We start from the raw sequence: 23,677 nt of genomic DNA, 5'->3' as shown, positions 1-23,677 counted from the left end.
ATGAACGTCCCTTCTATAGAAATGGCTTCAAAGGCCGAAATCAAATCGTATCAGGAAGAAAAGCTTATAGAAGCGTTACAATATGTTGCAGCTAATTCGCCGTATTATAAAAGACTTTTTGATAGCGGGAATATTGATATAAAAGTGATCACAACACTTGAAGAACTGCAAAAGCTTCCGGTAACCACCAAGGAACAGCTACAGGAATTTAATGACGATTTTTTATGTGTGCCCAAATCGCATATTATAGATTACACTACGACATCGGGGACATCGGGAAAACCGGTTACTTTTGGGCTCACCGATAAGGATCTTGACCGGTTGGCATATAATGAAGCGATATCTTTTTTGTGCTCAGGTATTAAAGAAGGAGATGTTGTTCAGCTTATGACAACTATTGACCGTCGTTTTATGGCGGGGCTGGCTTATTTTTTAGGACTTCGAAAAATAAAAGCCGGAGTTATTCGTGTTGGGGCAGGTGTGCCTGAGTTGCAATGGGATTCTATCCTTAAATATAATCCGTCTTACCTGATTACGGTACCTTCCTTTTTGCTTAAGCTTATAGAATATGCCGAAATCCATAATATAGATTACAGGAATTTGGGTATCAAAGGGGCTATCTGTATTGGTGAGCCCTTGAGAAATCAGGATTTCTCTAATAATACCCTATCACAGAAGATTAAGGATAAATGGGATATTAAATTATTCTCTACCTATGCCTCTACCGAGATGAGTACTGCCTTTGCCGAATGTGAATATTCCTGTGGTGGGCATCATCATCCGGATCTTATCATTGCAGAGGTGCTTGATGAAAATGATATTCCGGTTACAGACGGCAGTGCCGGCGAGCTTGTAGTGACTACACTCGGGATAGAGGCTATGCCACTTGTTCGTTTTAAGACCGGTGATATTGTTCAGCTGCACCAGGAGTCCTGCCAGTGTGGAAGAAACAGTATGCGTATAGGGCCTGTTGTAGGCAGGAAACAGCAAATGATAAAATACAAGGGTACGACATTATATCCTCCTGCAATGATCGATTTGCTAAGGTCTTTCCCTGAAATACAAAATCATATCATTGAGATAAGCACAAACGACCTTGGTACCGATGAGATACTTATAAAAGCGGTAGCAGCCAGTCCTACTGATGCGTTACTGACAGAGATAAAAGATCATTTCAGGGCTAAGCTGAGAGTTACCCCTAAAATTGTTTTTGTATCGGCAGAGGAGGTAAATAACGTGATGTTTAATCCGATGAGCCGTAAACCGATAAACTTTATTGATAAAAGGAGCTGATTTGAAAAGGTTGTATTAATTCCCTACGGGAAATATAGGCTGGCTTAATTTTTTTTCTACCAAAATTAAATCGCTACGCGATAAAAATTCCACACCGATTTTCCCTAAGGGAATTAATAATGAAAGATATTAAAAATAAGCCCTTAACTGAACGCTGCCGGTATGTATTGCCTTGCTGGTTTCACTCTTTCTTCCCTGATAGCTTACATTAACATCGAGAAATTGTGTTAGGTTCTTTTGCAGTAATAGTCTCCAGGTAAGGTTTTGTCCTGCCTGAAGTCCTTCGAGCATCTGGTAGGCTGCAGGGGAAAGCTCATTACCTGTAAAAGCATTGTTGTAAAAAGAAAATTCGCCGTTGGCGGTAAACTGCTTTTCGGAAGCATAACTAAAAGACGTTCCCAAACGCTGCTGATCCAGGGCTTCCATGTCACCAATCTGATTTTCCTTATTTCTGTATTCATAAAAAATATCCCAGCTGGCATTGCGGGAAAAAATATACGACACCTTTGGCGCAAGTCCGAAACCTTCAATTTTAAAGTTCTTACTGCCGTAATTTTCCGAAGACGATGCCGAGTTAATAGTTTGTCCTAAAAAGCCAAATAGCCATGTTTTTTGCACTAAATGGGCATATTGCAACTGATGGCTGCTGTTGCTGTTTTCCTGGGAGCCTGCCGTAAGCAATGTTCTTGCGCGGTTTTTTAGATAGGTATAGGTAACTGAATGATCCTGTTTGCCACGGTTGTAAAATAAACTGTTTCGAATGGCAGAGCTTAGCCCCAGCAGGTTTTTCTCACTGTTTGAGAATGGGTTGAGGTCAAAGTTATCAGTATCGCGCTCAATCTTTCTGTCAATGAGAAACGATGCCTGATCGTAAAAATAAGAAAGTAACTTTTTAAAGCCCGTTGCGTTTTGCCACTGAACAGGATTAAGCGTTAACGACTGAGAGAATTTATTCTGATGCGTTCTTAAGAACACCTGATTGGGCAAAAATACCCTCACAAAAGTAGCCTTGTCGGGAAATGGGGCTATCTCAAACTCCTGCAACTCCTGAATGCCGTTTCCGTTGTAATCATTCCATGTATAGGTACCCTGTCCAGGCTCAACTTCAAGATAGGTAAACTCCTGCTGTGCGATGGTACCTGAAGTGTTTTCATAGGCAGTGTTAACTTGTACCAACTGATCCCAGTAACGATCGTTGTATAATAACCTTGAATTAAGTGAAGGTTCGTCTTTAAAGGCAGGATCTTCAAATTTAAGCCTGCGGTAATTTACAAACAGGGTAAGGTCACTTTTTTCGGTTTGCAGCAGTCGGGATTTCATGTAGTATGAACTCGAAGTATTTACTTTTTTTAGCAGTCCGTTTACAAGGCTGTCGTTGGTTCGTTGCAGGTAACCCAGCTCTATATAAACCTTGGTGCTGTCACCACGGCCAACAAAAGCACCGAATTCGTTAAAGCGCTGGCTTAGTGAGGTAAATTCTTTAGAAGGTTTCAGTTTTTCCTGATTGTCTTCTATTCTGGAAGTACCACCCACCCAGTTTTTACCAAAATGGTATTTTGCCAGTGCTTCATTACGCACAAATGTTGAGGTAGAATAGTCGCTGTTACTATTTAGGATACTTCCTCTGTCCTGAATCAATAATTTATTAAAGGTTAGCCTGCCGTCAACAACATGGCGCGTTCCTGTAAACGCATTAGAGAAATCAAGCTTTTCGATCTGGTAGTTTACTTCTCCTTTTTTAGGCAGCCTGAAGTTAGTTCCTGCAATTAGATAGCTTTGGTTACCTTCTGTAGTAACAATGTTGGTAAGGTTCCAGTCGCGACTGAATTCGATATTGAATAACCGTTCAATGGTCCTGAAATCTTTTTGAATAAACTGGTAATTGGCAAAAGCATCAAGTTCCCAGTTTACGGTATACAGTCGCTGTTTTGCATTTAATTTTCCTGCTACGCCGTTGTTGTTGTCATCATCTAACGGAGAGAAAAGGTTAAGGTCATTATTGCTTATTCCTGCTTCAAAATCTACAAGTGTTTTTTCACTTGGGTTGTATTTACCCAAAACCGTTGCTATCTGAATTTTTGTAGGAGGGGTAAGGCGTATGACAGGCTCGTAATTTCCCTGAGGTATGCCGTTTATTGGTTCAACATACTGATAGATGCGCCCAACAGCCGCGGCATTAGCCAGAATATAATTTCCGAGATTATTGCCAACAAGGCTAAAACGCACATTGTACAGCTCATCTTCCTGATTGTTGGAATATTCAAAGGCTTCTACGCCATTAATAGTTACTTTTTTGTAGAGTATCTTATTTTCGGAATAACTGTCTACATAGGCCGAAGGTGCCGTCATTTTTTGAGGGTCATCACCGGCCTGTTTTAGTATTTCTATCTGCTCACCGGAAAGATTTTGTTGCAGTTGCTGATTTTTAACGTCATTCTCAGAATACACAAATCCTCCAATGCTCCAGTCTTCAGCTTCGTGAGTAACTCCTCCATAGGTTACAAAACGGGTATAACTACGTTCGGAATACTGGTATTCTATGTTGATACGCATTTCCGATGTGATTGGGAATAAGGAGGTGAAAATGATCTCACCAGCATTGTAATCGATGATGTAATCGTTGTTTTCTCCACGTTCCAGTAATATACCGTTTACAAAAACCCTTTCCGATCCCGATATTACAAGTACATAAAGCTCATCATTAGGGCCGCGCAATTTATAGGGACCCTGATTACCTTCCTGACCTGTAAAAGTACTTCTGGCATATTGGCCACGGACTAACGCAGCAGCTGCGAAAATGGATGTTTTATTGCCTTCCTTCCCAAAATTGAAAGTAGTAGACAAGCCCTGAACCTTTTTATTGAAGTTAAGAAAACGGGACTGACGGTTTTCAAGGAAAAGGTCGCCGGCACGTACTGCCCATTTGTCGCTGAACATTTCTATGAAAATCTGATCGAATTCATCCAGCTTTTGGGAATACCCGCCTTCCTGAAGTGGAATGTTTGTGTCCTGTATCGAAGCACGAAGGCTTACCTTATCGGATATCTTTCCTGTAATCTGGAGATCAAGGTTAGAGTTCACTACCGCATTCTGGTTGTTTCCTACGGTAATGCCACGGGTAATGCTTCCGGAAGTGGTAAGCCCGTCAAAAGGCTTATAGCTGGTAAGCGGATCACGGGTAACTTTATAAAGATCTGTAATACCTGCATCGTTGCTAACAACCCTGTTCTTGTCATAAATGCTGTATTTTTTAGTAAGGTATTCAGGATAGGACAGGTAACGCAGGGTCAGGCTATCCTGAGAAGTAAAGCCATTGCGGAAAACCAGCGTACTTTTTTTAAAATCTACTTTATAAAAAGAGGTGTCAATGTCGGTTCCGTCAGCATCCTGAAGCTTAAAAAAGGCTTTGTTAATGCTAACGCTGTCTATTTTTATGGTGTCCTGTGCAACGACAATCTTACGGTTTTTATAGGGCGTAGTGATCTCCTGCCCGTAAAGTGCAGAAAAGCAACATAAAAACAACAGTAAAAGCCCTTTTTTCAGCATAGTACACTATAAACTCCAAAAAAGCAAAAGTAGTGTATTTAAAGGGAAGAATTAAATACTGTTCTGATAACACAATTTGTTTATTTTCGCAGTATAACCAATCTACACATTTATGAAAATCACTGAAAGAATATTACTCTTATTTGCCGTTATCGGAATCATATTAAGCTTAATTCCAATTCCTGGAGGGAATATGCTTACAATACTAGCCTTGGGATTACTGTCTGTGCTTTATTTCTATTTTGGATTTGCCTTTTTTAATGGTATTAGAGCAAGGGATATGTTTAAAAAAAGTAGTTATGCCGGTATAAAAGGAATTCGTATTCCTGGAGCGATTTTTACAGGAATGCTATCGTCAGTTGCAGTTATTGGAATATTATTTAAAGTAATGATGTGGCCGGGAGCTTCTGTCATGCTCCTTGTGGGAATTGTGCCGTTTTTTGTTTTGACACTAATAACAATAGTAAAATATTTTGGGAATAAAGATGAATATTACAAGAGGATATTCTTAAGAACAATAGTATTTGGATCGGCGTCGGTTTTACTATATTTACTTCCGTCATATACAATTATGGATATAAAATACAGGTGTTGTCCGGATTATATAAACGCTGTAAAAGAGGCAGATAAAAATCCTGATGATGTGACGTTGCAGGAAAAAGTAATTGAAGAACGAAAAAAAATGAATGGCGACGCAATTGAGTAATCTTTATTGCAGTAAGCACATAAAAAAATAATGCCCTGCTTTGCAGGGCATTTATATTTAAGCTTCTTTAGTAACAATCTGCATTGTTTCGCGGCTAATTTGTTTTACCAGTACCTCTTTGCCTTGTGCAACAGTCTCTGCGGCGGCTTCGGTAAAATGGCGTATGGTGTATAACGATACATTTTCGTTATACGTAACCTGGAATTTCTTAGCAAGTACATTTTTCAGTTCAGGGAAGTTGCCAAATTTATCTTCAACACAAATAGAGAAGCTGATGGCTGTATTCTGGATAAGCGTTACTTTGATCTTGTATTTATGCAGTAGTCCGAATATCTCACTGATGTTTTCTTCCATGATGAAAGAGAAGTCTAGCGATGATAATGATATTAGCAGCTGATCCTTTTTTACGATAAAACAAGAAGCCTGTGGCTCAAGATCAGCACCTTTGCTTACACGTGTTCCCGGTAATAAAGGGTTTACGAATGATTTTACGTAAAGCGGAATTTCTTTCTTCTGTAGTGGCTGAAGCGTTTTAGGGTGAATAACCGTTGCGCCATAAAATGCAAGCTCGATAGCTTCGCGATACGAAATCTGGTTAAGCAAAATTGCATTTTCAAAATAACGGGGGTCGGCATTAAGTACACCCGGTACATCTTTCCATATGGTTACGCTTTCTGCTCCTAAGCAGTATGCAAAAATAGCAGCAGTATAGTCTGATCCTTCTCTTCCAAGAGTGGTGGTAAATCCGTTTTCGTCCGATCCTAAGAATCCCTGCGTAATGTTAAGGGTTTTTTTCTTAAGCCCTTTGATGTTTTTCTGCGTAAGATCCCAGTCAACAATAGCATCACGGTAAGTGTTGTCGGTTTTTATAAGTTCACGTACATCGATCCACTGGTTTTTAAGTCCGCGTGAATTGAAGTAGTGGCTCACTACTGTTGTAGAAAGCACCTCGCCAAGGCTTACGATCTGGTCGTATACAAAGTTGTAATTAGGCGATTTATTATGCTGTAGGAAACTTTCAAGATCACTGAAAATAGTGTTGATTGCACCAAAAACAGCATCGTTTTCGTCCTCAAACAGCTCCATCAAAATCTGGTTATGGTATTTTTTAACTTCCTGTATAGAAGCCTGAAGCTCTGGTGATTTATCAAAATAGTTCTTTATAACCACCTCGAAGGCGTTGGTTGTCTTACCCATAGCAGAGATAACCAGCAACACGTTTTCGTGGCCAACTTGTTCAAGAACATTAAACACGTTTTTAATACCATCGGCATCTTTTACCGATGCTCCTCCAAATTTGAAAATTTTCATTTTTCCGGTTGTTTATAAATCTAACGTAAACTTAGTAATTTCCTGTTCGTGCATTTGCACGGTAAACCAGTCTTTCAGGACTGTAGCCCCCGAACGCTCATAAAAGTCAATAGCGTGGGTATTCCAGTTAAGTACCGCCCATTCGGCGCGGCGTACTCCTTCCTGTCTGGCAAATTTTATCACTTCTTTGTATAGTGCGCTGCCGGCACCTGTACCTCTTTTTTCTTCTTTTACGATAAGGTCTTCAAGATGGATGGTCTTGCCCTTCCATGTTGAATAACGGTAATAAAATAAAGCCATGCCTATAATTTCACCATCTTCTTCCGCAACAAAAGTGTTGAAGAGCGGGTTAGGGCCAAAGCCATCACGTTCCAGTTCTTCCACCGTTACTATTACTGCATCGGGTTCTTTTTCAAATACTGCCAGCTCTTTTATAAGCTCTAAAACGGCAGGCATATCTTCTCTATGTCCTTTTCGTACAATCATTTGCCAAATTTGCGCAAAAATACGTGCAAAATGGTATTGAAATAATAAATTCTTTTCATATCACAAAAATTTCGATATTTGTGCCCTCAACACAACTACAACGTTATAGTAATGGAAGAACGCAACAAGACACTAGGTGAGTTTATCATTGAAAGGCAGGAAGATTTTAAATACTCTTCGGGAGAGCTTTCAAAGCTTATCAACTCGATCAGGCTTGCAGCCAAAGTGGTTAATTATAAGGTAAATAAGGCTGGTTTGGTAGATATTATCGGCAAGTTTGGAGAGCAGAATGTACAGGGTGAAGACCAGCAAAAGCTTGATGTTTATGCGAATGAAACCTTTATGCAGACACTTATAAACCGTGAAATTGTATGCGGTATTGCCTCTGAGGAGAATGATGACTTTATCACAATTCAGGGTAATGACGGGTCACATAATAACAAATATGTGCTCCTTATGGATCCTTTGGATGGTTCTTCTAACATTGATGTGAATGTTTCGGTAGGAACCATATTCTCTGTTTTCAGGCGAATAACTCCTGTAGGAACTCCGGTGACTATAGAAGATTTTCTTCAGCCGGGAGTTAATCAGGTAGCGGCGGGTTATGTAATTTATGGTACGTCAACCATGCTTGTATATACAACAGGGAATGGTGTAAACGGCTTTACTTTAAACCCTGCGATAGGTACATTCTATCTTTCACATCCAAATCTTACGTTCCCAGAAGACGGTAACATTTATTCTATTAATGAGGGTAATTACGTTCATTTCCCGCAGGGTGTAAAAGATTATATTAAATATTGTCAGTCTGAAGAAGGTGACAGGCCATATACTTCACGATATATTGGTAGCCTTGTTTCAGATATTCACAGGAATATGATTAAGGGCGGAATCTATATTTATCCAACAAGTTCTAAAGCACCAAAAGGAAAGCTGAGGCTTTTGTATGAATGTAATCCAATGGCTTTTATTGCCGAACAGGCGGGGGGTAAAGCGTCAGATGGTTTTGGAAGGATTATGGAAATTCAACCAACGGAACTGCACCAGCGTGTACCTTTCTTCTGCGGAAGTTCTAATATGGTAACAAAGGCTGAAGAGTTTATGGCGAAGTATGGTGAGTAATTCTTCTTTTGTCTTGAAACAAAAGAAGCAAAATGTATAAGAGCGAGCTTCACTCATAATTAAAAGGTAAATAGGTTATAAATAAAAAATCCACATTTAAATGTGGATTTTTTATTTGAAACACAGAACTAAGAAACTAAGTTCCTAAGCAACTTTCTTATTTATTCATGTGTTGCATTTCGTAAAGGAAAGTATCCAAATCTACATTTAGAACCAGTAGCGATAATGCTTTGTCTACAATATAGTGAACGTTACCCGGAGTGAAACCTAATGCAAGTGCAAAACGGGTAAGGATTTCTTTTTGTTTTGGTCCAAGTACGTGGTCAGCATATACCATTCTTGATAGGTCAAAAAGACGCTCAAGCCTGTGTACGTGAAGGTACGGCGGATTAATAGGGTATTTTAATGGGTTATCAAGTATTTCTTTGTATTCTTCCGGAGAGATCTCAAGCTCTTTAGCCAGTTTGTCAAGGAAGTGGCGCTCTTCTGTACTAAGGTGACCGTTCTCCATTGCAACTCTTACGATTGCAGAGAAATGCCCTTTATTCCTGTTCTTGAAACCACTATCAAATAAATCTGAAATGGACATGTTTTTTCTGTTAAAATTGAACAGCAAATATACTTCTATATTTTGTGCTGAAATAATTTTTTAAAAGATTTTAGCTTTTTCCTGCGTTCTTTTTATAACAGATTGTGGCAAGAAAAGTTTATTAAAAATACCGTAAGTTTACAGTTTAAATAATCATCAGTTGAATTATGTCAGATTTTTGGCTATATTTTGAAACAGGTTTGCGTCATGTGCTCGATATCAATGCCTACGATCATATACTGTTTTTAGTTGTGCTTACCGTTCCCTATACCTTTAAGGACTGGAAAAATGTGTTGCTGCTTGTATCTATATTTACCATTGGTCATACGCTTTCGCTCATGCTTTCGGTTTATGGAGTAGTCAGGGTAAACGCAGGGGTGGTAGAATTCCTGATACCTATTACCATACTGATAACGGCATTGTTTAACATCATAAAATCGGGTAAAAAATCTCAGAAAAACAGTAACAGTCTTAATTTTATAGCTATTGTTACGCTGTTTTTCGGGCTTATACACGGCCTTGGTTTTTCCAACTATTTTAAGCTGATACTGGATAAGAATGCCGATGATAAGTTTTTACCTTTGTTGGAATTTGCATTAGGTATTGAGGCAGCACAGCTTATCATTGTGCTTTGTGTATTGATACTGGCGTATATTCTTTCGGAATTCTTCAAGCTTAACAGGCGTGACTGGGTATTGGTAACATCTGCTTTTGTGGCCGGAGTTGTCGTGCCGATGATTATACATAATAAATTTTGGTAATTTTTTAACGTAATAAAAGCCCTGAAGGCTTATATTTGATAACAAGGGTATTTCCTGGAATGAAAGAGAAAAAACAAAACAAGTATGATAAAGCCTACCTCAGGATAGCAAGAGAATGGGGGCAACTTTCATACTGCAAACGAAAAAAAGTTGGCGCAATTATTGTGAAAGACAGGATGATAATATCTGATGGTTACAATGGAACACCTTCAGGTTTTGAAAATTGTTGTGAAGATGATGAGGGTGCTACAAAATGGTATGTACTCCATGCCGAGGCAAATGCGATATTAAAAGTAGCCCGTTCAACACAGTCGTGTGATGGTGCAACATTATATATTACAATGTCACCCTGTAAAGATTGTAGTAAGTTAATACATCAGTCGGGTATTACCAGAGTGGTCTACCTTGATGGTTACAAAGACAATTCAGGGATTGATTTTTTGCTTAAGGCCGGAGTAGATATAGTACATATTCCTAATCTGGAAGCTGATTTACATGAAAATTAAAAGAATATATTTACCGATTGCTTTGTCTCTGGCGCTTGCCATAGGTCTGCTTATGGGAAGTTTTTTAAACTTTCCGGTGGAGAAGCGTGGTATGATTTCAAGCTCAAACAAGAGTAAGCTTAATAAGCTGATCGATTTTATTGAAAGAGAATATGTAGATGATATTGACACCGATTCAATTGTAGATATTACGGTAAACAGCATACTCGAAAAACTCGATCCTCATTCCATTTATATCGCTAAGAATGAAATGGATGAAGTTAGCCAGAGCATGAAAGGCGACTTTGTAGGGATAGGAGTTAATTTTTATATGTACAAAGATTCGGTGGCTGTAATTAAACCTATTCCGGGAGGTCCGTCTGAAAGGGCAGGTATTAAAGCCGGAGATCGTATTCTTTTTGCTGATAACAGCAAGCTTTTTGGGCGTAAAATGACAAATGATACTCTTTTCTCTAAACTAAAAGGGGAAGAAGGATCTAAAGTAACACTTACGGTTTTTAGGAAAAGTGAGAACCGAAAATTTAAAGTAAATGTTACTCGCGATGTGGTGCCTATAAAAAGTGTTGATGCCGCTGTAATGGCAGATAGCAATACCGGTTACATAAAAGTGAATCGATTTGCGGAGACTACTGCTGATGAGTTTCACAGATCACTCATAAACTTAAAGGCTCAGGGAGCAACTTCGCTTATTGTCGATTTGCGCGATAATGGTGGAGGATATCTTGAAAAGGCAGTTGAGATTGCTGATGAATTCCTGAAAGACGGTCAGCTTATTGTAATGACCAAAAACAAAAAGAACCGTGAAGACAGAACCTATGCTACTAAAAAAGGAGACTTTGAGAGTGGTAAGTTGTATGTGCTGATTAATGAAAATAGTGCCTCTGCAAGCGAGATATTAGCTGGGGCTATTCAGGATAACGACAGGGGAGTTATTGTTGGCAGGCGTTCATTTGGCAAAGGACTTGTGCAGCGTGAAATGCCTTTGGGTGACGGCAGCGCAGTGCGTCTTACTGTTGCACGTTATTATACGCCTTCAGGTAGGTCCATACAGCGTAGTTATGATCATGGCGGAGAAGAATATTTTAATGACTTTGAAAAACGTTATGAAAGCGGAGAGTTATACTCTGCTGATAGTATAAAGATTGCAGATACCCTGAAATTTAAAACGGCTAAAGGGCGTATTGTTTATGGCGGCGGTGGGATCATTCCCGATAGGTTTGTGCCTCAGGAAGGTAAACATGGCGATGAGGCTGTGACAATGGTAATGCAAAGCGGTATAGTGAGTTATTTTGTATTTGAGCAGCTTGATAAAGACAGGAATGGCTTTAAGGGAATGCAAAATTCACAGATGATTACCGACAAAGTCATGACGGGAGATAAGTACTTTGATGCTTTTAGCGGATATCTTGCTAAAAACGGACTGGTGTTTCATCTTAATAAACACAAAGAAAGAGTTAAGCATTATCTCGCTGCCGAATTTACACGACAACTGTTGAGTGAAAAAGCATACTACCAGATGGTACTTAAAGAAGATAATATGGTGAAGGCTGTGCTAACTGAGAAAAAGTAATCATTTTACAGTCGCAATAGGCGTAGATTCATAAACAACAAGCCCGGATTACAATAATCCGGGCTTGTTGTTTTGTTATATATGGATCGAGGAAGCTTACTGCCTACTGACCACTGCAAACTGATTACTTTCTTATACTGTCGTGGTATTGTGTCTGTTTGCCATCATTCCATAGCGTCAGGATATCAGTTCCTACTGCTGCTCCGCTTCCTGCGGCAATTGCTAGCTGACTGCGGTGACCGGCAAGAGTTCCTATGGCATAAATTCCTTCAACAACCAGATGATCTTCATTCTTAAGCTGAATGCGGTTTTTTTCAGGGATGGCTTTTTTGTGAGGAATTACATAATCCATAAGGCCTTCTATAGCAAATGTATTGGCTGAGCCTATACCTACTACTACGGCTTTAGTTTTGTATGAGCCTTTGTTAGTGGTTACGGTAAAATTACCCACGTCACCTTCAATGCTCATCACTTTTTCGTTAGCTAATTGTTCCATTTCAGGATATAGCGTAGCTAGTTGCTCAAGGCTGGTTTCCATAAGGCTTGAGCCTAATGTGTCTGCAGGTATGCCATACGCGTTGTTAAAAACAGCGTCCTGAAGTGAAGTTGATTTTTGATGGGTAAAGATGCCTGCTTTTTTACCTTCAGCATAAGGCCTTTTTAGTGCTGAACCTATAATAAGAGCACAGGAAACGCCTGAAACGCCTCCTCCTATAATTAAAACATCAAACATTAGTTCCTGGATTTTTCTTCGATGTTTTTAGATATTTTCAGGATAAGCAGGGCACATATTGCACATAGCGAAAGTACTATGCCCACTGCGGCTGCAAAACTATTTCCTTCAAACAGGTTGTTAAAATCAAGAAGAGTTACATTAAAAATGATGAGCGCAACAGCAAGGCCCATTAATGTGTAAATAAGAATTTTCATTGTAGTGTGAGTTTCTTTTGGTAAGGTGATCATTGGTTTTCAACATGTGAAATTAAACAATATAATTCTATACGAATAATTGTTTAACATTCGCAGCAAATAATTTAACAGCTATCGCAAGTAATATGACACCGAATACTTTACGTATTACTCCCAGTCCGTTATTGCCTAATGCACGTTCTATGCGGGATGACGACTTTAGTACTATGTAAACAACGATTACATTTATTACTATTGCTATTATAATGTTGATTTTTTCATATTCAGCTCTTAGAGATAAGAGTGTGGTCATGGTTCCGGCACCGGCAATTAAAGGGAAGGCTATAGGTACTATAGATGCCGTGCTTGGGTTGTCTTCTTTATAAAGGCGTATGCCTAAGATCATTTCCAACGCAAGGAAAAAAAGTACGAAAGATCCGGCTACTGCAAACGAACTTGCATCGATGCCTATTAGTTTAAGGATCTCTTCTCCCACAAAAAGGAAAATGATCATGATAATCATGGCTACTATTGAAGCTTTCTCTGATTGGATATGTCCCAGTTTATTGCGAAGATCTACTATAATAGGAATACTGCCTACTATATCTATAACAGCAAAAAGCACCATGCTTACGGTAAAAATTTCTCTCCAGTCGAAACCCATAAGTTTAGAATTTATTTAATCTGCAAAATTATTCTTATTATTTAACAGTTACAAGCTATTTATGAGGATTTTGGCTACTGGTTGTTTTCCTAACTTTTATTTACCTTTGCAGCATGTTTCAACTGGGAAAAACAATAGTGTCTGAGGACATACTGGAAAAAGAGTTTGTGTGCAATCTTTCGGCATGCAAAGGAGCTTGCTGTGTAGATGGCGATGCCGGAGCACCACTTAATGAGGAGGAAACCAAAATACTGGAGGCTATTTATCCGAAAGTAAAACCGTTTTTGAGAAAAGAGGGTATTGCTGCGATAGAGGCTCAGGGAACATGGATTACCGGAACTGATGGCGATCTTGAAACGCCGCTAATTGATAATAAAGATTGTGCCTATGTGATCTTTGATGGGAAAACTGCGCTTTGTGGTATTGAGCAGGCCTATAATCAGGGAATTGTAGACTGGAAAAAGCCTGTTTCCTGTCATTTATATCCTATAAGGGTAAAAGATTTTACTGAATTTGCTGCGGTAAACTACGATAAGTGGGATATATGTAGCGATGCCTGTTCGCTTGGGAAGGAACTCGAGGTGCCGGTATACAAATTTGTAAAAGAAGCGCTGGTTCGCCGCTTTGGTGCCGACTGGTATGCTGAACTTGAAAAGGTGGCTGAAGAGTTGAAGGAAAATCCGGTTCAAAAGTGCCGCTAAGCCCTGTAAAACCTCTTTTTTTAGAATATTTCTAAATAATTTTACGTATATTTATATTTTACAACATGTTAATTATCAATGTGTTGTAAAAAGTTTATTGTGTTGTAGGAAAATTAAGTGTTGTTAAAAACTATAGCCAATTGTGAATAAGTTTGGCTTTCATTTTTTATTTCAAATGCCAATCTTTGTACTACCCCTTTCGACAACATCATCTATTTTATAATACTATAAAAGTCAAAACAATATGTCTGCAATTGAACCTATATTACAGGAAAATAAAAACCGTTTTGTGATTTTCCCCATTAAACACCATGATATTTGGGATTGGTACAAAAAAATGGAGGCGAGTTTCTGGACGGCTGAAGAGATTGATCTTCACCAGGACCTTAACGACTGGAATAATAAGCTTAGTGAAGATGAGAAATATTTTATTAAGCACATCCTTGCGTTCTTTGCAGCATCTGACGGTATAGTTAATGAGAATCTTGCTGAAAACTTTGTAAACGAGGTTCAGTATGCTGAGGCTAAATTCTTTTATGGTTTCCAGATTATGATGGAAAACATTCATAGCGAAACATATTCTCTTCTTATTGATACGTATGTTAAGGATGAGAACGAGAAAAATGAGCTTTTCCATGCTATCGAGGTGTTTCCTGCGATTAAGAAAAAAGCGGATTGGGCGCTTAAATGGATAGAGTCTGATTCATTTGCTGAGAGGCTTATTGCTTTTGCAGCGGTTGAGGGTATCTTCTTTTCAGGAGCATTCTGTTCAATTTTCTGGCTTAAGAAACGTGGCCTGATGCCGGGACTTACATTCTCGAATGAGCTGATTTCCCGTGACGAGGGTGTTCACTGTGATTTTGCGGTACACCTGCACAATCACCACCTGGTAAATAAGGTGCCTAAAGCGAGGATAAAAGAAATTATTGTTGATGCGTTAACTATAGAGAGAGAGTTTATTACAGAGTCGCTTCCGGTGAGTCTTATTGGAATGAATGCTGTTTTAATGACACAGTATCTTGAGTTTGTAACCGACAGGCTTCTTGTGGAGCTTGGTTGCGAAAGACAATATAACGTAGGAAATCCGTTTGACTTTATGGATATGATTTCGCTTCAGGGTAAAACGAACTTCTTTGAGAAAAGGGTTTCGGAATACCAAAAAGCGGGTGTTATCAAAAACGAGGGGGATTCACAAAAAATTAGTTTTGATGCTGATTTTTAATCAGTAGAAAAACAAGTACAAAAATCATCTATACGAATGTGAGGTTCGCGGTGGCGGGCTGATTATTAACCAAAAATTTATTGCCATATGTATGTAGTTAAAAGAGACGGAAGAAAAGAGCCGGTAATGTTTGATAAGATTACCGATCGTGTAAGAAAACTGTGCTATGAACTGAATGAACTGGTTGATCCGGTTAAGGTGGCAATGCGTGTAATTGAGGGCTTGTATGATGGGGTTACCACATCTGAGCTTGATAATCTTGCGGCAGAGACTGCTGCTTCCATGACAATTACGCACCCTGATTATGCTCAGCTTGCTGCGCGTATTGCGGTGTCGAATCTTCATAAAAACACTAAAAAGTCGTTCTCTGAAACGATGAACGACATGTATCATTATGTGAATCCAAGAACAGGGCAGGAGTCTCCGCTTTTGTCTGACGAGGTGCACGCAGCAATTATGGCAAATGCTGAAGTACTGGATTCAACAATTATATACAACAGGGATTTTAATTATGACTATTTTGGGTTTAAAACCCTTGAGCGTTCTTACCTGTTGAGAATAAACGGACAGATTGTGGAAAGACCACAGCATATGCTTATGCGTGTGTCTGTAGGTATTCACCTTAACGATATCCCGGCAGCTATAGAGACCTATGAGCTGATGTCTAAAAAATTCTTTACCCACGCAACGCCTACCCTGTTTAATGCAGGTACGCCTAAGCCTCAGATGTCATCGTGTTTCCTTCTTACAATGAAAGATGATAGCATCGATGGTATTTATGATACACTTAGGAATACTGCAAAAATATCGCAGTCTGCAGGTGGTATCGGGTTATCTATACACAATGTAAGGGCTACAGGTTCTTATATCCGTGGTACTAACGGCACATCTAACGGTATCGTGCCTATGCTTCGCGTGTTTAATGATACGGCACGTTATGTAGATCAGGGTGGAGGAAAGCGTAAAGGTAGCTTTGCGATTTATATTGAGCCTTGGCATGCGGATATCTTTGATTTCCTTGACCTGAGAAAAAACCATGGTAAAGAGGAAATGAGAACGCGTGACCTGTTCCTGGCACTATGGATTCCGGATATGTTCATGAAACGTGTTCAGGAAGACGGTACATGGACCCTAATGTGTCCTAACGAATGTCCTGGTCTTTATGATGTTCATAGTGATGAGTTTGATGCACTTTACCTGAAATATGAAGCTGAAGGAAAAGGAAGAAAAACAGTTAAGGCACGTGAGCTTTGGGAAAAAGTACTTGAATCTCAAATTGAGACAGGTCTTCCGTATATGCTTTATAAAGATGCGGCTAACAGAAAATCGAACCAGAAGAATCTTGGTACTATCCGTTCGTCAAACCTTTGTACAGAGATTATGGAGTATACTTCTCCAGACGAGGTTGCGGTATGTAACCTTGCTTCTATTTCATTGCCAATGTTTGTGGAGAATGGTAAATTCAACCACGACTTCCTATACCAGGTTACTAAGCGTATAACGCGCAATCTTAACAAAGTTATTGACAGAAACTACTATCCTGTTAAAGAAGCTGAAAACTCTAATATGCGTCACCGTCCTGTTGGATTAGGTGTTCAGGGTCTTGCGGATGCTTTCATCCTTATGCGTATGCCGTTTACAAGTGATGAGGCTAAAGCGCTGAACCAGGAAATATTTGAAACGATCTATTTTGCTGCTGTTACTGCTTCGATGGAAATGGCAAAAGAAGAAGGACCGTACTCAACATTCCAGGGGTCACCAATTTCTCAGGGTGAATTCCAGTACAACCTATGGGGGCTTAACGATAATGACCTAAGTGGTCGTTGGGACTGGGCTTCGCTTCGTAAAGAAGTTATGGAGCATGGTGTAAGGAACTCATTATTGATGGCGCCAATGCCTACAGCATCTACTTCTCAGATATTAGGTAACAATGAGGCATTTGAGCCTTATACTTCTAACATCTATACAAGAAGGGTGCTTTCAGGAGAGTTTATCGTAGTGAACAAACACCTTCTTGAAGATCTTGTAAACCTTGGAATATGGAATGAAAGCCTTAAACAAGAAGTTATGAGAGCTAACGGATCGATACAAAATATAGATATTATTCCTCAGGACATTAAAGACCTTTACAAAACGGTTTGGGAAATGAGTATGAAAGATATCATTGACATGTCACGTCAAAGAGGTTACTTTATCGATCAGTCACAGTCACTTAACCTGTTTATGGAAGGTGCTACCTTCTCTAAGCTTACTTCTATGCACTTTTATGCATGGCAAAGTGGCCTAAAAACAGGTATGTACTATCTAAGGACTAAGAGTGCAGTTGATGCGATTAAGTTTACGCTTAATAACGATAAAAAAGTGGAAGAGGCTCCTGCACAGGCAGCAGCACCAAAAGCGGTTGCGGCGCCGGTTGAAGAAGTTCAGCCAATTGCAGTAAGCGAATTCCAGGCTATGCTGGAGCGTTCAAGAACTGCTGATCCTGAAGATTGTGAAATGTGCGGGTCATAATAAAAATATTTCTCACATAATATAGAATAAGGAGCAATTGCTCCTTATTTTTGTTTTCTAACCAATCAAACTTTTAATTATTATGGAGACGTCCAATTATGTTGCAATTAGCCCGGATATGTTTGTGACCTGGCACAAAAGGCTTTTGAATTTAATTATTGATGCTGCTACAATTTATCTGATCTTTGTGGTATTGGGTGTATTTGCAGTGTTGTTTTCGTTACTTGGATTTGATGGGCTTTCAATATGGCTTACAGAAATGGATGGATTTACCGATAGGGTAATTACAACCCTTGTTATGGTGCTGTATCTTTTTACTATGGAAGTGCTTACTCAGCGAACCTTTGGTAAATATATTACAGGAACAATGGTGGTAATGGAAGATGGAAGTAAGCCGGAACCAAGATCAATAATTATCAGGGCGCTTTGCAGGATTCTGACTATTGAAGCTTTGTCTTTTATTGGATCTTATCCAAGAGGATGGCACGACAGTGCATCGGGAACTTATGTTGTCGATGCTAAAAAATACAAAGCAGCATTAGAGTTAAAAAACTCTTTTGATGAAATTGGTGCAAACCAGATTAATGATGCGGCAGTAGCCGAACAAATATAATATGCGAAAACCTTTTGAAATAACCTATGGCATGCTGGCAACCGGAAACAAACGGTTCCAGAATTTTATTATTGACAGTATTGTTACCACTCTACTGCAAATTGGATTTGCCAAAGGGGGAGACATGCTTTATGGAATTTATGGAATAAAGGGTTTTCAGGTAGGTCCGCCTGTGTTAGGTAATATCAAATACACAATCTTAGCTCTCGGTATAAGTATAGTGTATTATGGCTTATTTGAGACTGTAAATATGCGTACATTGGGTAAATATATTACGAATACCATGGTTGTGAATGCCGATGGGACGAGGCCTGATAGCATGCGTATTTTCTTAAGGACATTATGCAGGCTTATACCGCTGGAATTTATTACTTTCTTCGGCAGGCGTCCGGTTGGTCTTCACGATGGACTTTCTAAAACACTGGTAGTTGATATTGCAGCCTTCAGGGAAGCACAAATAAAACAAGCGAATAAAGAAAATAACGAACAAAATAGTAACGATGAGCAAGGATAAAAAAGGAGTGTATTCAGGACTGATAGAAAAGGATGAAAATGGTAATTATTTTTGCGGTCAATACCTTTTGGATTACCAAAGGGTAGAAAAGGATTTTAAGATAGGGGATAAGATTACTATCAAATCGGTAATTGATAATCCTAGCGATAAGAGTGTTGAGCAATATCCACAGAAATCACGTGATTTCTTTTTGTTCAATCTGAAGAAATAAGCATTTAAAGCAATAAACAGTTGAACGGATTATTTTTTACAGACAGGAGTGAGGTAGATATTAAAGATATTGTCTTTAATGATGGGGCGGCTGTGCAAATTGAACAATTTTTAAAAGAATATCAATTTCGTGATATCCTTGAAAAATATGAGTTGCCGGTAAACAATAAAATGTTGTTGTACGGCAAAACCGGTTGCGGCAAGACCATGACAGCTAAAGCTATTGCCAAAGTGCTTGAAAGAAAGCTCATCGTGGTAAATCTGGCACAAATTGTTTCGTCTAAACTCGGGGAGACGGCAAAGAATGTCGCCACACTGTTCAAAGAAGTGAGTTATCACGACGCTGTGCTGTTTTTTGACGAATTTGATACTTTGGGTCAGGTGAGGGAACATGATAGCCGTGATAGCAGCGAAATGAGGCGTGTTGTGAATGCTATTCTTCAGCTTATAGATAATTTTCCGTCGAACTCGGTGCTGATTGCAGCAACAAATCAGATAGAAGCTATTGATGAGGCACTCATTCGTCGTTTTGAATTAAGGCTCGAGTTTACATCGCCAGCAAAAGAAGTGCTGGATAGTTATTATGACAGGTTATTGGTAAAATACCCTGAAGAGTTTCAGTTTATAGAGCGTAAATACGATATCTCTTTTGCTGAAGCCAAAACAGAAGTGTTTACACAGGTAAAGAATAATATCATACAGGCCGAACTGGCCAAGTCAGGAATAAATTAAAATAGTAAGGTTCAGGGAACCTGAAATCTAAAATCATAAATCTGAAATAGGATATGATGCAATGGGAACAGTTACTGTCATTAAAAAGACAGGGCGATACAGGCAAAAGGTTACGAAAGGAACAAGATGATACCCGTTTGGGTTTTGAGGTAGATTACGACCGTATAATATTTTCCTCGGCTTTTAGGAGCCTTCAGGATAAAACGCAGGTTATTCCACTTTCTAAAACTGATTTTGTGCACACCCGTCTCACGCATAGTCTTGAGGTTTCGGTGGTAGGTCGTTCGTTAGGGAGGCTTGTGGGTAAAAAGATATTAGAAAAACATCCTTATCTTCAGGAAGTACATGGTTACCAAATGAACGATTTTGGTGCAATTGTTGCCGCTGGGGCATTGTCGCATGATATTGGCAATCCGCCTTTTGGGCATTCGGGAGAAAAAGCTATAGGCGAATATTTTAAGACTGGAAGAGGGCAGATGTATAAGGGTCAGCTTACCGATAAAGAATGGCAGGATCTTATCGATTTTGAGGGAAATGCCAACGGGTTTAGCCTGCTTACAGCAAACCGTCCCGGTATTGAAGGTGGCTTGCGTCTTTCTTATGCTACACTTGGAGCCTTTATGAAATACCCTAAAGAGTCACTGCCTAAAAAACCGACTCCTAACATTGCGGATAAAAAATATGGTTTCTTTCAGAGCGATGCTGCTTTCTTTCAGGAAGTGGCTAATGATTTGGGTTTAATACCTAATAAAACAGGTGATGATATCGGCTATGAACGACATCCGCTGGCATATTTGGTAGAAGCTGCAGATGATATTTGTTATACTATCATCGATTTTGAAGATGGTATAAATCTGGGTGTTATTTCGGAGGATTATGCACTGGAATATCTTATTAAACTGGTTAAGGATAACGTTCATGTTGAGAAGTACAAATCGCTAGTAACCAAAGAAGACCGTATAAGTTACCTGCGTGCTTTGGCTATAGGGAGCCTTATCAATGATGCAGTTGATGTGTTTATTGAAAATGAAGATGCAATACTAAAGGGTGAATATCCGTATGCGCTTACTGAGAGAGGTAAATATACTGCTCAGATGAAAGATATAATTAATATCAGTATAAAAAACATTTACCAGAGCAGGGAAGTGGTAGAGAAAGAGGTTATTGGTTATCGCATTATTAATACGTTGCTAGATACCTTCTGTACTGCTTACAATAATAAGTTTGATGGTTCAGATAGTAATTATGACAAATTAGTACTGAAACTGATGCCTGAGAAATTTATAACTGAAAAAATGAGCCTTTACGACAGGCTGCTTCATATCTGTCACTTTGTGTCCACATTAACCGATGGTAAAGCGGTGTTGCTTTATAATACCATAACAGGAGCTAAATAAAAAAAACCTTCGCATCAGCGAAGGTTTTTAGTTTTATAAGAGAATGTAAGATTACATTGTTCCTTTTTCAGTTTTTTTACCGGCAGAACAGCATCCTCCTTTTTTCTCAGAACCACATGATGGTTTAGAGTCTTTTGAGCAAGAAGAACCGTCTTTTGATTTTTTATCAGTGGTTTTTTCTTTTTTTTCTGTCTTTTTTTCTTTCTCCTGATCTAAAGAAAAGTAAGCTTTATCACCTGAGTTTTTAACGTCTGATACTTTGTAAGCACCGTCAGCGATATGCTCTACAGTTTCAACAAATTTTTCAGGAGTTTGTTTCGCAGCATCAAAAGAAATAGTAGCTGTTTTGGCATCAAAATCTACTTTTGCCTCCTGAACGCCTTCCATACCTGCAAGTTTGTTCTCAATTACTTTTGCACATCCTTCAGGACAAGTCATTCCGTCAATCTTGAAAGTTGTAGTTTCAAGGTTCTCAGCAGTTTCTTTAGCGTGAGTAGTGTCCGTAACTGTTCCTTCAGCAGGAGTTTCGATGTTGCCATCTTTAGAAGTGTCTTTACAGCTGGTAAAAAGTAAAGCTGCTAAAGCAAAAAATGAAAGTGTTTTAACTAGTTTCATAGTATGTTGTTATTTAATTTTAAAAGCTTCTCTCAAAAGAGTTTACAAATTTATACAAAAACGGTTTGCAACGCTGATTATTATGTTGGATTTTTGACCCAAAATAACAACCATGCAACAAAAACAACTTAAGTGGTACCTGTTGGGTTTGCTTTCGCTTATATGGGGAAGCTCATTTATACTAATCAAGCGTGGACTCGAAGGTCTTAATCCGTTTCAGCTCGGGTCATTACGAATTATTTTCTGTGCTGTTTTTTTGCTTATTATTGGCTTTAGAACTTTAAAGAGCATTCCGCAGGGACAATGGAAGTATATTGCACTTACTGCCCTTATGGGAACTTTTTTTCCGGCATTTCTGTTCTCTATTGCACAAATGGAGATTAACAGTTCGGTTAGTGCCATTTTAAATTCACTTACGCCACTCAATACCCTTATATTGGGGGCTACAGTTTTTGGATTGAGTTTTCAGCGAAGACAGCTCATAGGAGTGGTAATTGGGCTTGTTGGGTGTGTATTGCTTATCTATAATGGAGCCATCAACAATCCTAATCAAAACTACTATTATGCACTTTTTGTAATTATGGCTTCTGTATGCTATGCTACCAATGTAAATCTTATAAAAAAGTATCTGTCTGATCTCAAACCACTGGCTATTAGTACGGGTAATTTTGCCGTGATGCTTGTTCCGGCGATACTCGTATTATGCTTTTCCGGCTTTTTTGATATTGCCACGCTACCGCAGACCCACAGATCGATGATGTATATCGCTATACTGGCTGTGTTGGGTACAGGTATAGCAAATATTGTTTTCTTTAGGTTAATTCAGATGTCATCGCCTATTTTTTCATCTTCGGTAACCTATCTTATTCCTATTGTTGCTTTTGGATGGGGATTGTTAGACGGTGAATCGCTAACACCGGTACAAGGCCTGGGTGCGGCAATTATTCTTGTAGGGGTTTATTTTTCAGCGAGAAAATAGTTTACTGAAGGCTTTATGAGATGGATTACATATTCTAAATAAGAAAGAGGTTGTCACTAGTGACAACCCCTTTCAATTTTAATAGTAGAAAGTTTAATGCTATCTCAAATTATTGCTTTTTAATCACTTTAACTGTTTTTACAGTATTACCTGAAGTTACATTAACGATGTAAGCCCCATCGGCAAGAGATGCCATGTCAACTCTTACATCAGTAGCATTAGCTACCTGAGAAATAACTTTTTGACCTAATAGGTTAAATACCGTTACCGAAGTGATTTCAGATGAATAGGTAAGGTTAAGCACATCCTTAACTGGGTTTGGATAGTATGAGAATGCTTTCACATCAAATCCTCCTCTGTCAAGCACGATGTCAACTGTTACTGCAAATACACCAACACTTGTACATGTATCAATAGTTTGTGTAGCATAGTAAGTTGCACCCTGAACAAGTTGTGTGTCAGGAGCAAGTGCATTAGTACCTGCCTGAGCATCCTCAAGAGTAGCATACCATGTTACTGTACCTGTTACAGCGTCTGTTACTAAATCAGCAACCGTCACGTCAGTAGCTACGCCACCTTCGATGGTTTGTGTAGCGTTTCCTGTTGGAGCAGCTACGTTAGCAACAGTAACAGTGAAGGTATTCTCATCAAAACATACAATATCTATACCTTCCTGAGCATAAACATATAGTGTTGTTGTGCTTGTTACTGTAGAACCTG

24 protein-coding genes are annotated in these 23,677 nt (G+C 39.0%); 15 read left to right on the top strand and 9 right to left on the bottom strand.

Features of this window, described 5'->3' with window-relative positions; genetic code table 11:
- Nucleotides 1-1,293, top strand: coding sequence for a phenylacetate--CoA ligase family protein (locus ACFSR3_RS09070; protein ID WP_379820689.1), 1,293 nt, complete (start codon nt 1-3; stop codon nt 1,291-1,293).
- 129 nt (nt 1,294-1,422) lie between these two features.
- On the opposite strand, the gene ACFSR3_RS09065 is transcribed toward ACFSR3_RS09070, so the two are convergent.
- Nucleotides 1,423-4,839 carry a hypothetical protein gene (locus tag ACFSR3_RS09065; protein WP_379820688.1) on the bottom strand — a complete coding sequence of 1,139 codons (3,417 nt, stop codon included), beginning with the start codon at nt 4,837-4,839 and terminating at the stop codon, nt 1,423-1,425.
- Between the two features lie 112 nt (nt 4,840-4,951).
- Here ACFSR3_RS09065 and ACFSR3_RS09060 point away from each other — a divergent pair, with 112 nt between their 5' ends.
- A complete protein-coding gene (locus ACFSR3_RS09060; RefSeq protein ID WP_379820687.1) occupies nt 4,952-5,545 on the top strand; it encodes a GldL-related protein in 594 nt (197 codons plus the stop codon).
- A gap of 57 nt (nt 5,546-5,602) precedes the next feature.
- On the opposite strand, the gene ACFSR3_RS09055 is transcribed toward ACFSR3_RS09060, so the two are convergent.
- Together ACFSR3_RS09055 and ACFSR3_RS09050 are read right to left on the bottom strand one after the other, a co-directional pair.
- The gene (locus tag ACFSR3_RS09055) at nt 5,603-6,856 is read right to left on the bottom strand and encodes an aspartate kinase (RefSeq protein ID WP_379820686.1); all 1,254 of its coding nucleotides are present in this window, start codon (nt 6,854-6,856) and stop codon (nt 5,603-5,605) included.
- A 12-nt stretch (nt 6,857-6,868) separates the two neighbouring features.
- Nucleotides 6,869-7,342: a GNAT family N-acetyltransferase gene (locus ACFSR3_RS09050; RefSeq protein ID WP_379820685.1), complete on the bottom strand. Its 474-nt coding sequence runs from the start codon at nt 7,340-7,342 to the stop codon at nt 6,869-6,871.
- Between the two features lie 111 nt (nt 7,343-7,453).
- Between ACFSR3_RS09050 and fbp the strand changes: the two genes are divergently transcribed.
- Nucleotides 7,454-8,464: a class 1 fructose-bisphosphatase gene (gene fbp / locus ACFSR3_RS09045; protein ID WP_379820684.1), complete on the top strand. Its 1,011-nt coding sequence runs from the start codon at nt 7,454-7,456 to the stop codon at nt 8,462-8,464.
- A 157-nt stretch (nt 8,465-8,621) separates the two neighbouring features.
- Here fbp and ACFSR3_RS09040 read toward each other — a convergent pair whose 3' ends face one another.
- Nucleotides 8,622-9,053, bottom strand: a complete 432-nt coding sequence (locus tag ACFSR3_RS09040) for a tellurite resistance TerB family protein (RefSeq protein WP_114759049.1) — start codon at nt 9,051-9,053, stop codon at nt 8,622-8,624.
- 167 nt (nt 9,054-9,220) lie between these two features.
- On the opposite strand from ACFSR3_RS09040, the gene ACFSR3_RS09035 reads away from it, so the two are divergent.
- Genes ACFSR3_RS09035 through ACFSR3_RS09025 form a run of 3 tightly spaced genes read left to right on the top strand, consistent with a single transcriptional unit; the run spans nt 9,221 to nt 11,890 of the window.
- A complete protein-coding gene (locus tag ACFSR3_RS09035; protein WP_114759050.1) occupies nt 9,221-9,814 on the top strand; it encodes a HupE/UreJ family protein in 594 nt (197 codons plus the stop codon).
- A 59-nt stretch (nt 9,815-9,873) separates the two neighbouring features.
- The gene (locus ACFSR3_RS09030; protein ID WP_379820683.1) at nt 9,874-10,320 is read left to right on the top strand and encodes a deoxycytidylate deaminase; all 447 of its coding nucleotides are present in this window, start codon (nt 9,874-9,876) and stop codon (nt 10,318-10,320) included.
- On the top strand, nt 10,310-11,890 hold the full coding sequence (locus tag ACFSR3_RS09025; RefSeq protein ID WP_379820682.1) for a S41 family peptidase: 1,581 nt from the start codon (nt 10,310-10,312) through the stop codon (nt 11,888-11,890). The genes ACFSR3_RS09030 and ACFSR3_RS09025 overlap by 11 nt, the downstream gene beginning before the upstream one ends.
- Nucleotides 11,891-12,014: 124 nt before the next feature.
- Here ACFSR3_RS09025 and ACFSR3_RS09020 read toward each other — a convergent pair whose 3' ends face one another.
- From ACFSR3_RS09020 to ACFSR3_RS09010, 3 genes are all read right to left on the bottom strand, one after another.
- Nucleotides 12,015-12,623, bottom strand: a complete 609-nt coding sequence (locus ACFSR3_RS09020) for an FAD-dependent oxidoreductase (RefSeq protein ID WP_379820681.1) — start codon at nt 12,621-12,623, stop codon at nt 12,015-12,017.
- Nucleotides 12,623-12,820 (bottom strand): hypothetical protein, encoded by a 198-nt coding sequence (locus ACFSR3_RS09015; RefSeq protein WP_114759070.1) that lies wholly within the window; start codon nt 12,818-12,820, stop codon nt 12,623-12,625. Before ACFSR3_RS09015 ends, ACFSR3_RS09020 begins: the two co-directional genes overlap by 1 nt.
- Nucleotides 12,821-12,887: 67 nt before the next feature.
- On the bottom strand, nt 12,888-13,463 hold the full coding sequence (locus tag ACFSR3_RS09010; protein WP_379820680.1) for a MarC family protein: 576 nt from the start codon (nt 13,461-13,463) through the stop codon (nt 12,888-12,890).
- A 113-nt stretch (nt 13,464-13,576) separates the two neighbouring features.
- On the opposite strand from ACFSR3_RS09010, the gene ACFSR3_RS09005 reads away from it, so the two are divergent.
- From ACFSR3_RS09005 to ACFSR3_RS08970, 8 genes are all read left to right on the top strand, one after another.
- Nucleotides 13,577-14,164 (top strand): DUF3109 family protein, encoded by a 588-nt coding sequence (locus ACFSR3_RS09005; RefSeq protein ID WP_379820679.1) that lies wholly within the window; start codon nt 13,577-13,579, stop codon nt 14,162-14,164.
- A gap of 244 nt (nt 14,165-14,408) precedes the next feature.
- Nucleotides 14,409-15,386, top strand: a complete 978-nt coding sequence (locus ACFSR3_RS09000) for a ribonucleotide-diphosphate reductase subunit beta (RefSeq protein ID WP_379820678.1) — start codon at nt 14,409-14,411, stop codon at nt 15,384-15,386.
- An 87-nt stretch (nt 15,387-15,473) separates the two neighbouring features.
- Nucleotides 15,474-17,897: a ribonucleoside-diphosphate reductase subunit alpha gene (locus ACFSR3_RS08995; RefSeq protein WP_379820677.1), complete on the top strand. Its 2,424-nt coding sequence runs from the start codon at nt 15,474-15,476 to the stop codon at nt 17,895-17,897.
- An 82-nt stretch (nt 17,898-17,979) separates the two neighbouring features.
- The gene (locus ACFSR3_RS08990; RefSeq protein WP_379820676.1) at nt 17,980-18,510 is read left to right on the top strand and encodes an RDD family protein; all 531 of its coding nucleotides are present in this window, start codon (nt 17,980-17,982) and stop codon (nt 18,508-18,510) included.
- A 1-nt stretch (nt 18,511) separates the two neighbouring features.
- Nucleotides 18,512-19,024 (top strand): RDD family protein, encoded by a 513-nt coding sequence (locus ACFSR3_RS08985; RefSeq protein ID WP_379820675.1) that lies wholly within the window; start codon nt 18,512-18,514, stop codon nt 19,022-19,024.
- Nucleotides 19,011-19,235, top strand: coding sequence for a hypothetical protein (locus ACFSR3_RS08980; RefSeq protein ID WP_114759060.1), 225 nt, complete (start codon nt 19,011-19,013; stop codon nt 19,233-19,235). The genes ACFSR3_RS08985 and ACFSR3_RS08980 overlap by 14 nt, the downstream gene beginning before the upstream one ends.
- A gap of 20 nt (nt 19,236-19,255) precedes the next feature.
- On the top strand, nt 19,256-19,966 hold the full coding sequence (locus ACFSR3_RS08975; RefSeq protein ID WP_379820674.1) for an AAA family ATPase: 711 nt from the start codon (nt 19,256-19,258) through the stop codon (nt 19,964-19,966).
- A 56-nt stretch (nt 19,967-20,022) separates the two neighbouring features.
- Nucleotides 20,023-21,363: a deoxyguanosinetriphosphate triphosphohydrolase gene (locus ACFSR3_RS08970; RefSeq protein WP_379820746.1), complete on the top strand. Its 1,341-nt coding sequence runs from the start codon at nt 20,023-20,025 to the stop codon at nt 21,361-21,363.
- A 51-nt stretch (nt 21,364-21,414) separates the two neighbouring features.
- On the opposite strand, the gene ACFSR3_RS08965 is transcribed toward ACFSR3_RS08970, so the two are convergent.
- Nucleotides 21,415-21,978, bottom strand: coding sequence for a heavy-metal-associated domain-containing protein (locus ACFSR3_RS08965; RefSeq protein ID WP_379820673.1), 564 nt, complete (start codon nt 21,976-21,978; stop codon nt 21,415-21,417).
- Between the two features lie 112 nt (nt 21,979-22,090).
- Between ACFSR3_RS08965 and ACFSR3_RS08960 the strand changes: the two genes are divergently transcribed.
- The gene (locus ACFSR3_RS08960) at nt 22,091-22,957 is read left to right on the top strand and encodes a DMT family transporter (RefSeq protein WP_379820672.1); all 867 of its coding nucleotides are present in this window, start codon (nt 22,091-22,093) and stop codon (nt 22,955-22,957) included.
- A 109-nt stretch (nt 22,958-23,066) separates the two neighbouring features.
- Here the strand turns inward: ACFSR3_RS08960 and ACFSR3_RS08955 are convergent.
- A partial coding sequence (locus ACFSR3_RS08955) for a T9SS type A sorting domain-containing protein (RefSeq protein WP_379820602.1) occupies nt 23,067-23,677 on the bottom strand: 611 nt, incomplete at its 5' end.

It is taken from the genome of Flavobacterium suzhouense, assembly GCF_042684765.1.
GTDB lineage: Bacteria > Bacteroidota > Bacteroidia > Flavobacteriales > Flavobacteriaceae > Flavobacterium > Flavobacterium suzhouense.
The sequence above is the reverse complement of the archived record's forward strand: the minus strand, read 5'-3'. Positions and strand labels throughout refer to the sequence as shown.

Excerpts from the sequence above, each read along its gene's own strand:
- ACFSR3_RS09000 (WP_379820678.1), top strand. The coding sequence starts at position 14,409 with ATGTCTGCAATTGAACCTATATTACAGGAAAATAAAAACCGTTTTGTG.
- ACFSR3_RS09005 (WP_379820679.1), top strand. The coding sequence starts at position 13,577 with ATGTTTCAACTGGGAAAAACAATAGTGTCTGAGGACATACTGGAAAAA.
- ACFSR3_RS09020 (WP_379820681.1), bottom strand. The coding sequence starts at position 12,623 with ATGTTTGATGTTTTAATTATAGGAGGAGGCGTTTCAGGCGTTTCCTGT.
- ACFSR3_RS08980 (WP_114759060.1), top strand. The coding sequence starts at position 19,011 with ATGAGCAAGGATAAAAAAGGAGTGTATTCAGGACTGATAGAAAAGGAT.
- ACFSR3_RS09050 (WP_379820685.1), bottom strand. The coding sequence starts at position 7,342 with ATGATTGTACGAAAAGGACATAGAGAAGATATGCCTGCCGTTTTAGAG.
- ACFSR3_RS09035 (WP_114759050.1), top strand. The coding sequence starts at position 9,221 with ATGTCAGATTTTTGGCTATATTTTGAAACAGGTTTGCGTCATGTGCTC.
- ACFSR3_RS08990 (WP_379820676.1), top strand. The coding sequence starts at position 17,980 with ATGGAGACGTCCAATTATGTTGCAATTAGCCCGGATATGTTTGTGACC.
- fbp (WP_379820684.1), top strand. The coding sequence starts at position 7,454 with ATGGAAGAACGCAACAAGACACTAGGTGAGTTTATCATTGAAAGGCAG.
- ACFSR3_RS09060 (WP_379820687.1), top strand. The coding sequence starts at position 4,952 with ATGAAAATCACTGAAAGAATATTACTCTTATTTGCCGTTATCGGAATC.
- ACFSR3_RS09015 (WP_114759070.1), bottom strand. The coding sequence starts at position 12,820 with ATGAAAATTCTTATTTACACATTAATGGGCCTTGCTGTTGCGCTCATC.
- ACFSR3_RS09030 (WP_379820683.1), top strand. The coding sequence starts at position 9,874 with ATGAAAGAGAAAAAACAAAACAAGTATGATAAAGCCTACCTCAGGATA.
- ACFSR3_RS08985 (WP_379820675.1), top strand. The coding sequence starts at position 18,512 with ATGCGAAAACCTTTTGAAATAACCTATGGCATGCTGGCAACCGGAAAC.
- ACFSR3_RS08965 (WP_379820673.1), bottom strand. The coding sequence starts at position 21,978 with ATGAAACTAGTTAAAACACTTTCATTTTTTGCTTTAGCAGCTTTACTT.
- ACFSR3_RS08960 (WP_379820672.1), top strand. The coding sequence starts at position 22,091 with ATGCAACAAAAACAACTTAAGTGGTACCTGTTGGGTTTGCTTTCGCTT.
- ACFSR3_RS09065 (WP_379820688.1), bottom strand. The coding sequence starts at position 4,839 with ATGCTGAAAAAAGGGCTTTTACTGTTGTTTTTATGTTGCTTTTCTGCA.
- ACFSR3_RS09070 (WP_379820689.1), top strand. The coding sequence starts at position 1 with ATGAACGTCCCTTCTATAGAAATGGCTTCAAAGGCCGAAATCAAATCG.
- ACFSR3_RS08995 (WP_379820677.1), top strand. The coding sequence starts at position 15,474 with ATGTATGTAGTTAAAAGAGACGGAAGAAAAGAGCCGGTAATGTTTGAT.
- ACFSR3_RS09010 (WP_379820680.1), bottom strand. The coding sequence starts at position 13,463 with ATGGGTTTCGACTGGAGAGAAATTTTTACCGTAAGCATGGTGCTTTTT.
- ACFSR3_RS09040 (WP_114759049.1), bottom strand. The coding sequence starts at position 9,053 with ATGTCCATTTCAGATTTATTTGATAGTGGTTTCAAGAACAGGAATAAA.
- ACFSR3_RS09025 (WP_379820682.1), top strand. The coding sequence starts at position 10,310 with ATGAAAATTAAAAGAATATATTTACCGATTGCTTTGTCTCTGGCGCTT.
- ACFSR3_RS08970 (WP_379820746.1), top strand. The coding sequence starts at position 20,023 with ATGCAATGGGAACAGTTACTGTCATTAAAAAGACAGGGCGATACAGGC.
- ACFSR3_RS09055 (WP_379820686.1), bottom strand. The coding sequence starts at position 6,856 with ATGAAAATTTTCAAATTTGGAGGAGCATCGGTAAAAGATGCCGATGGT.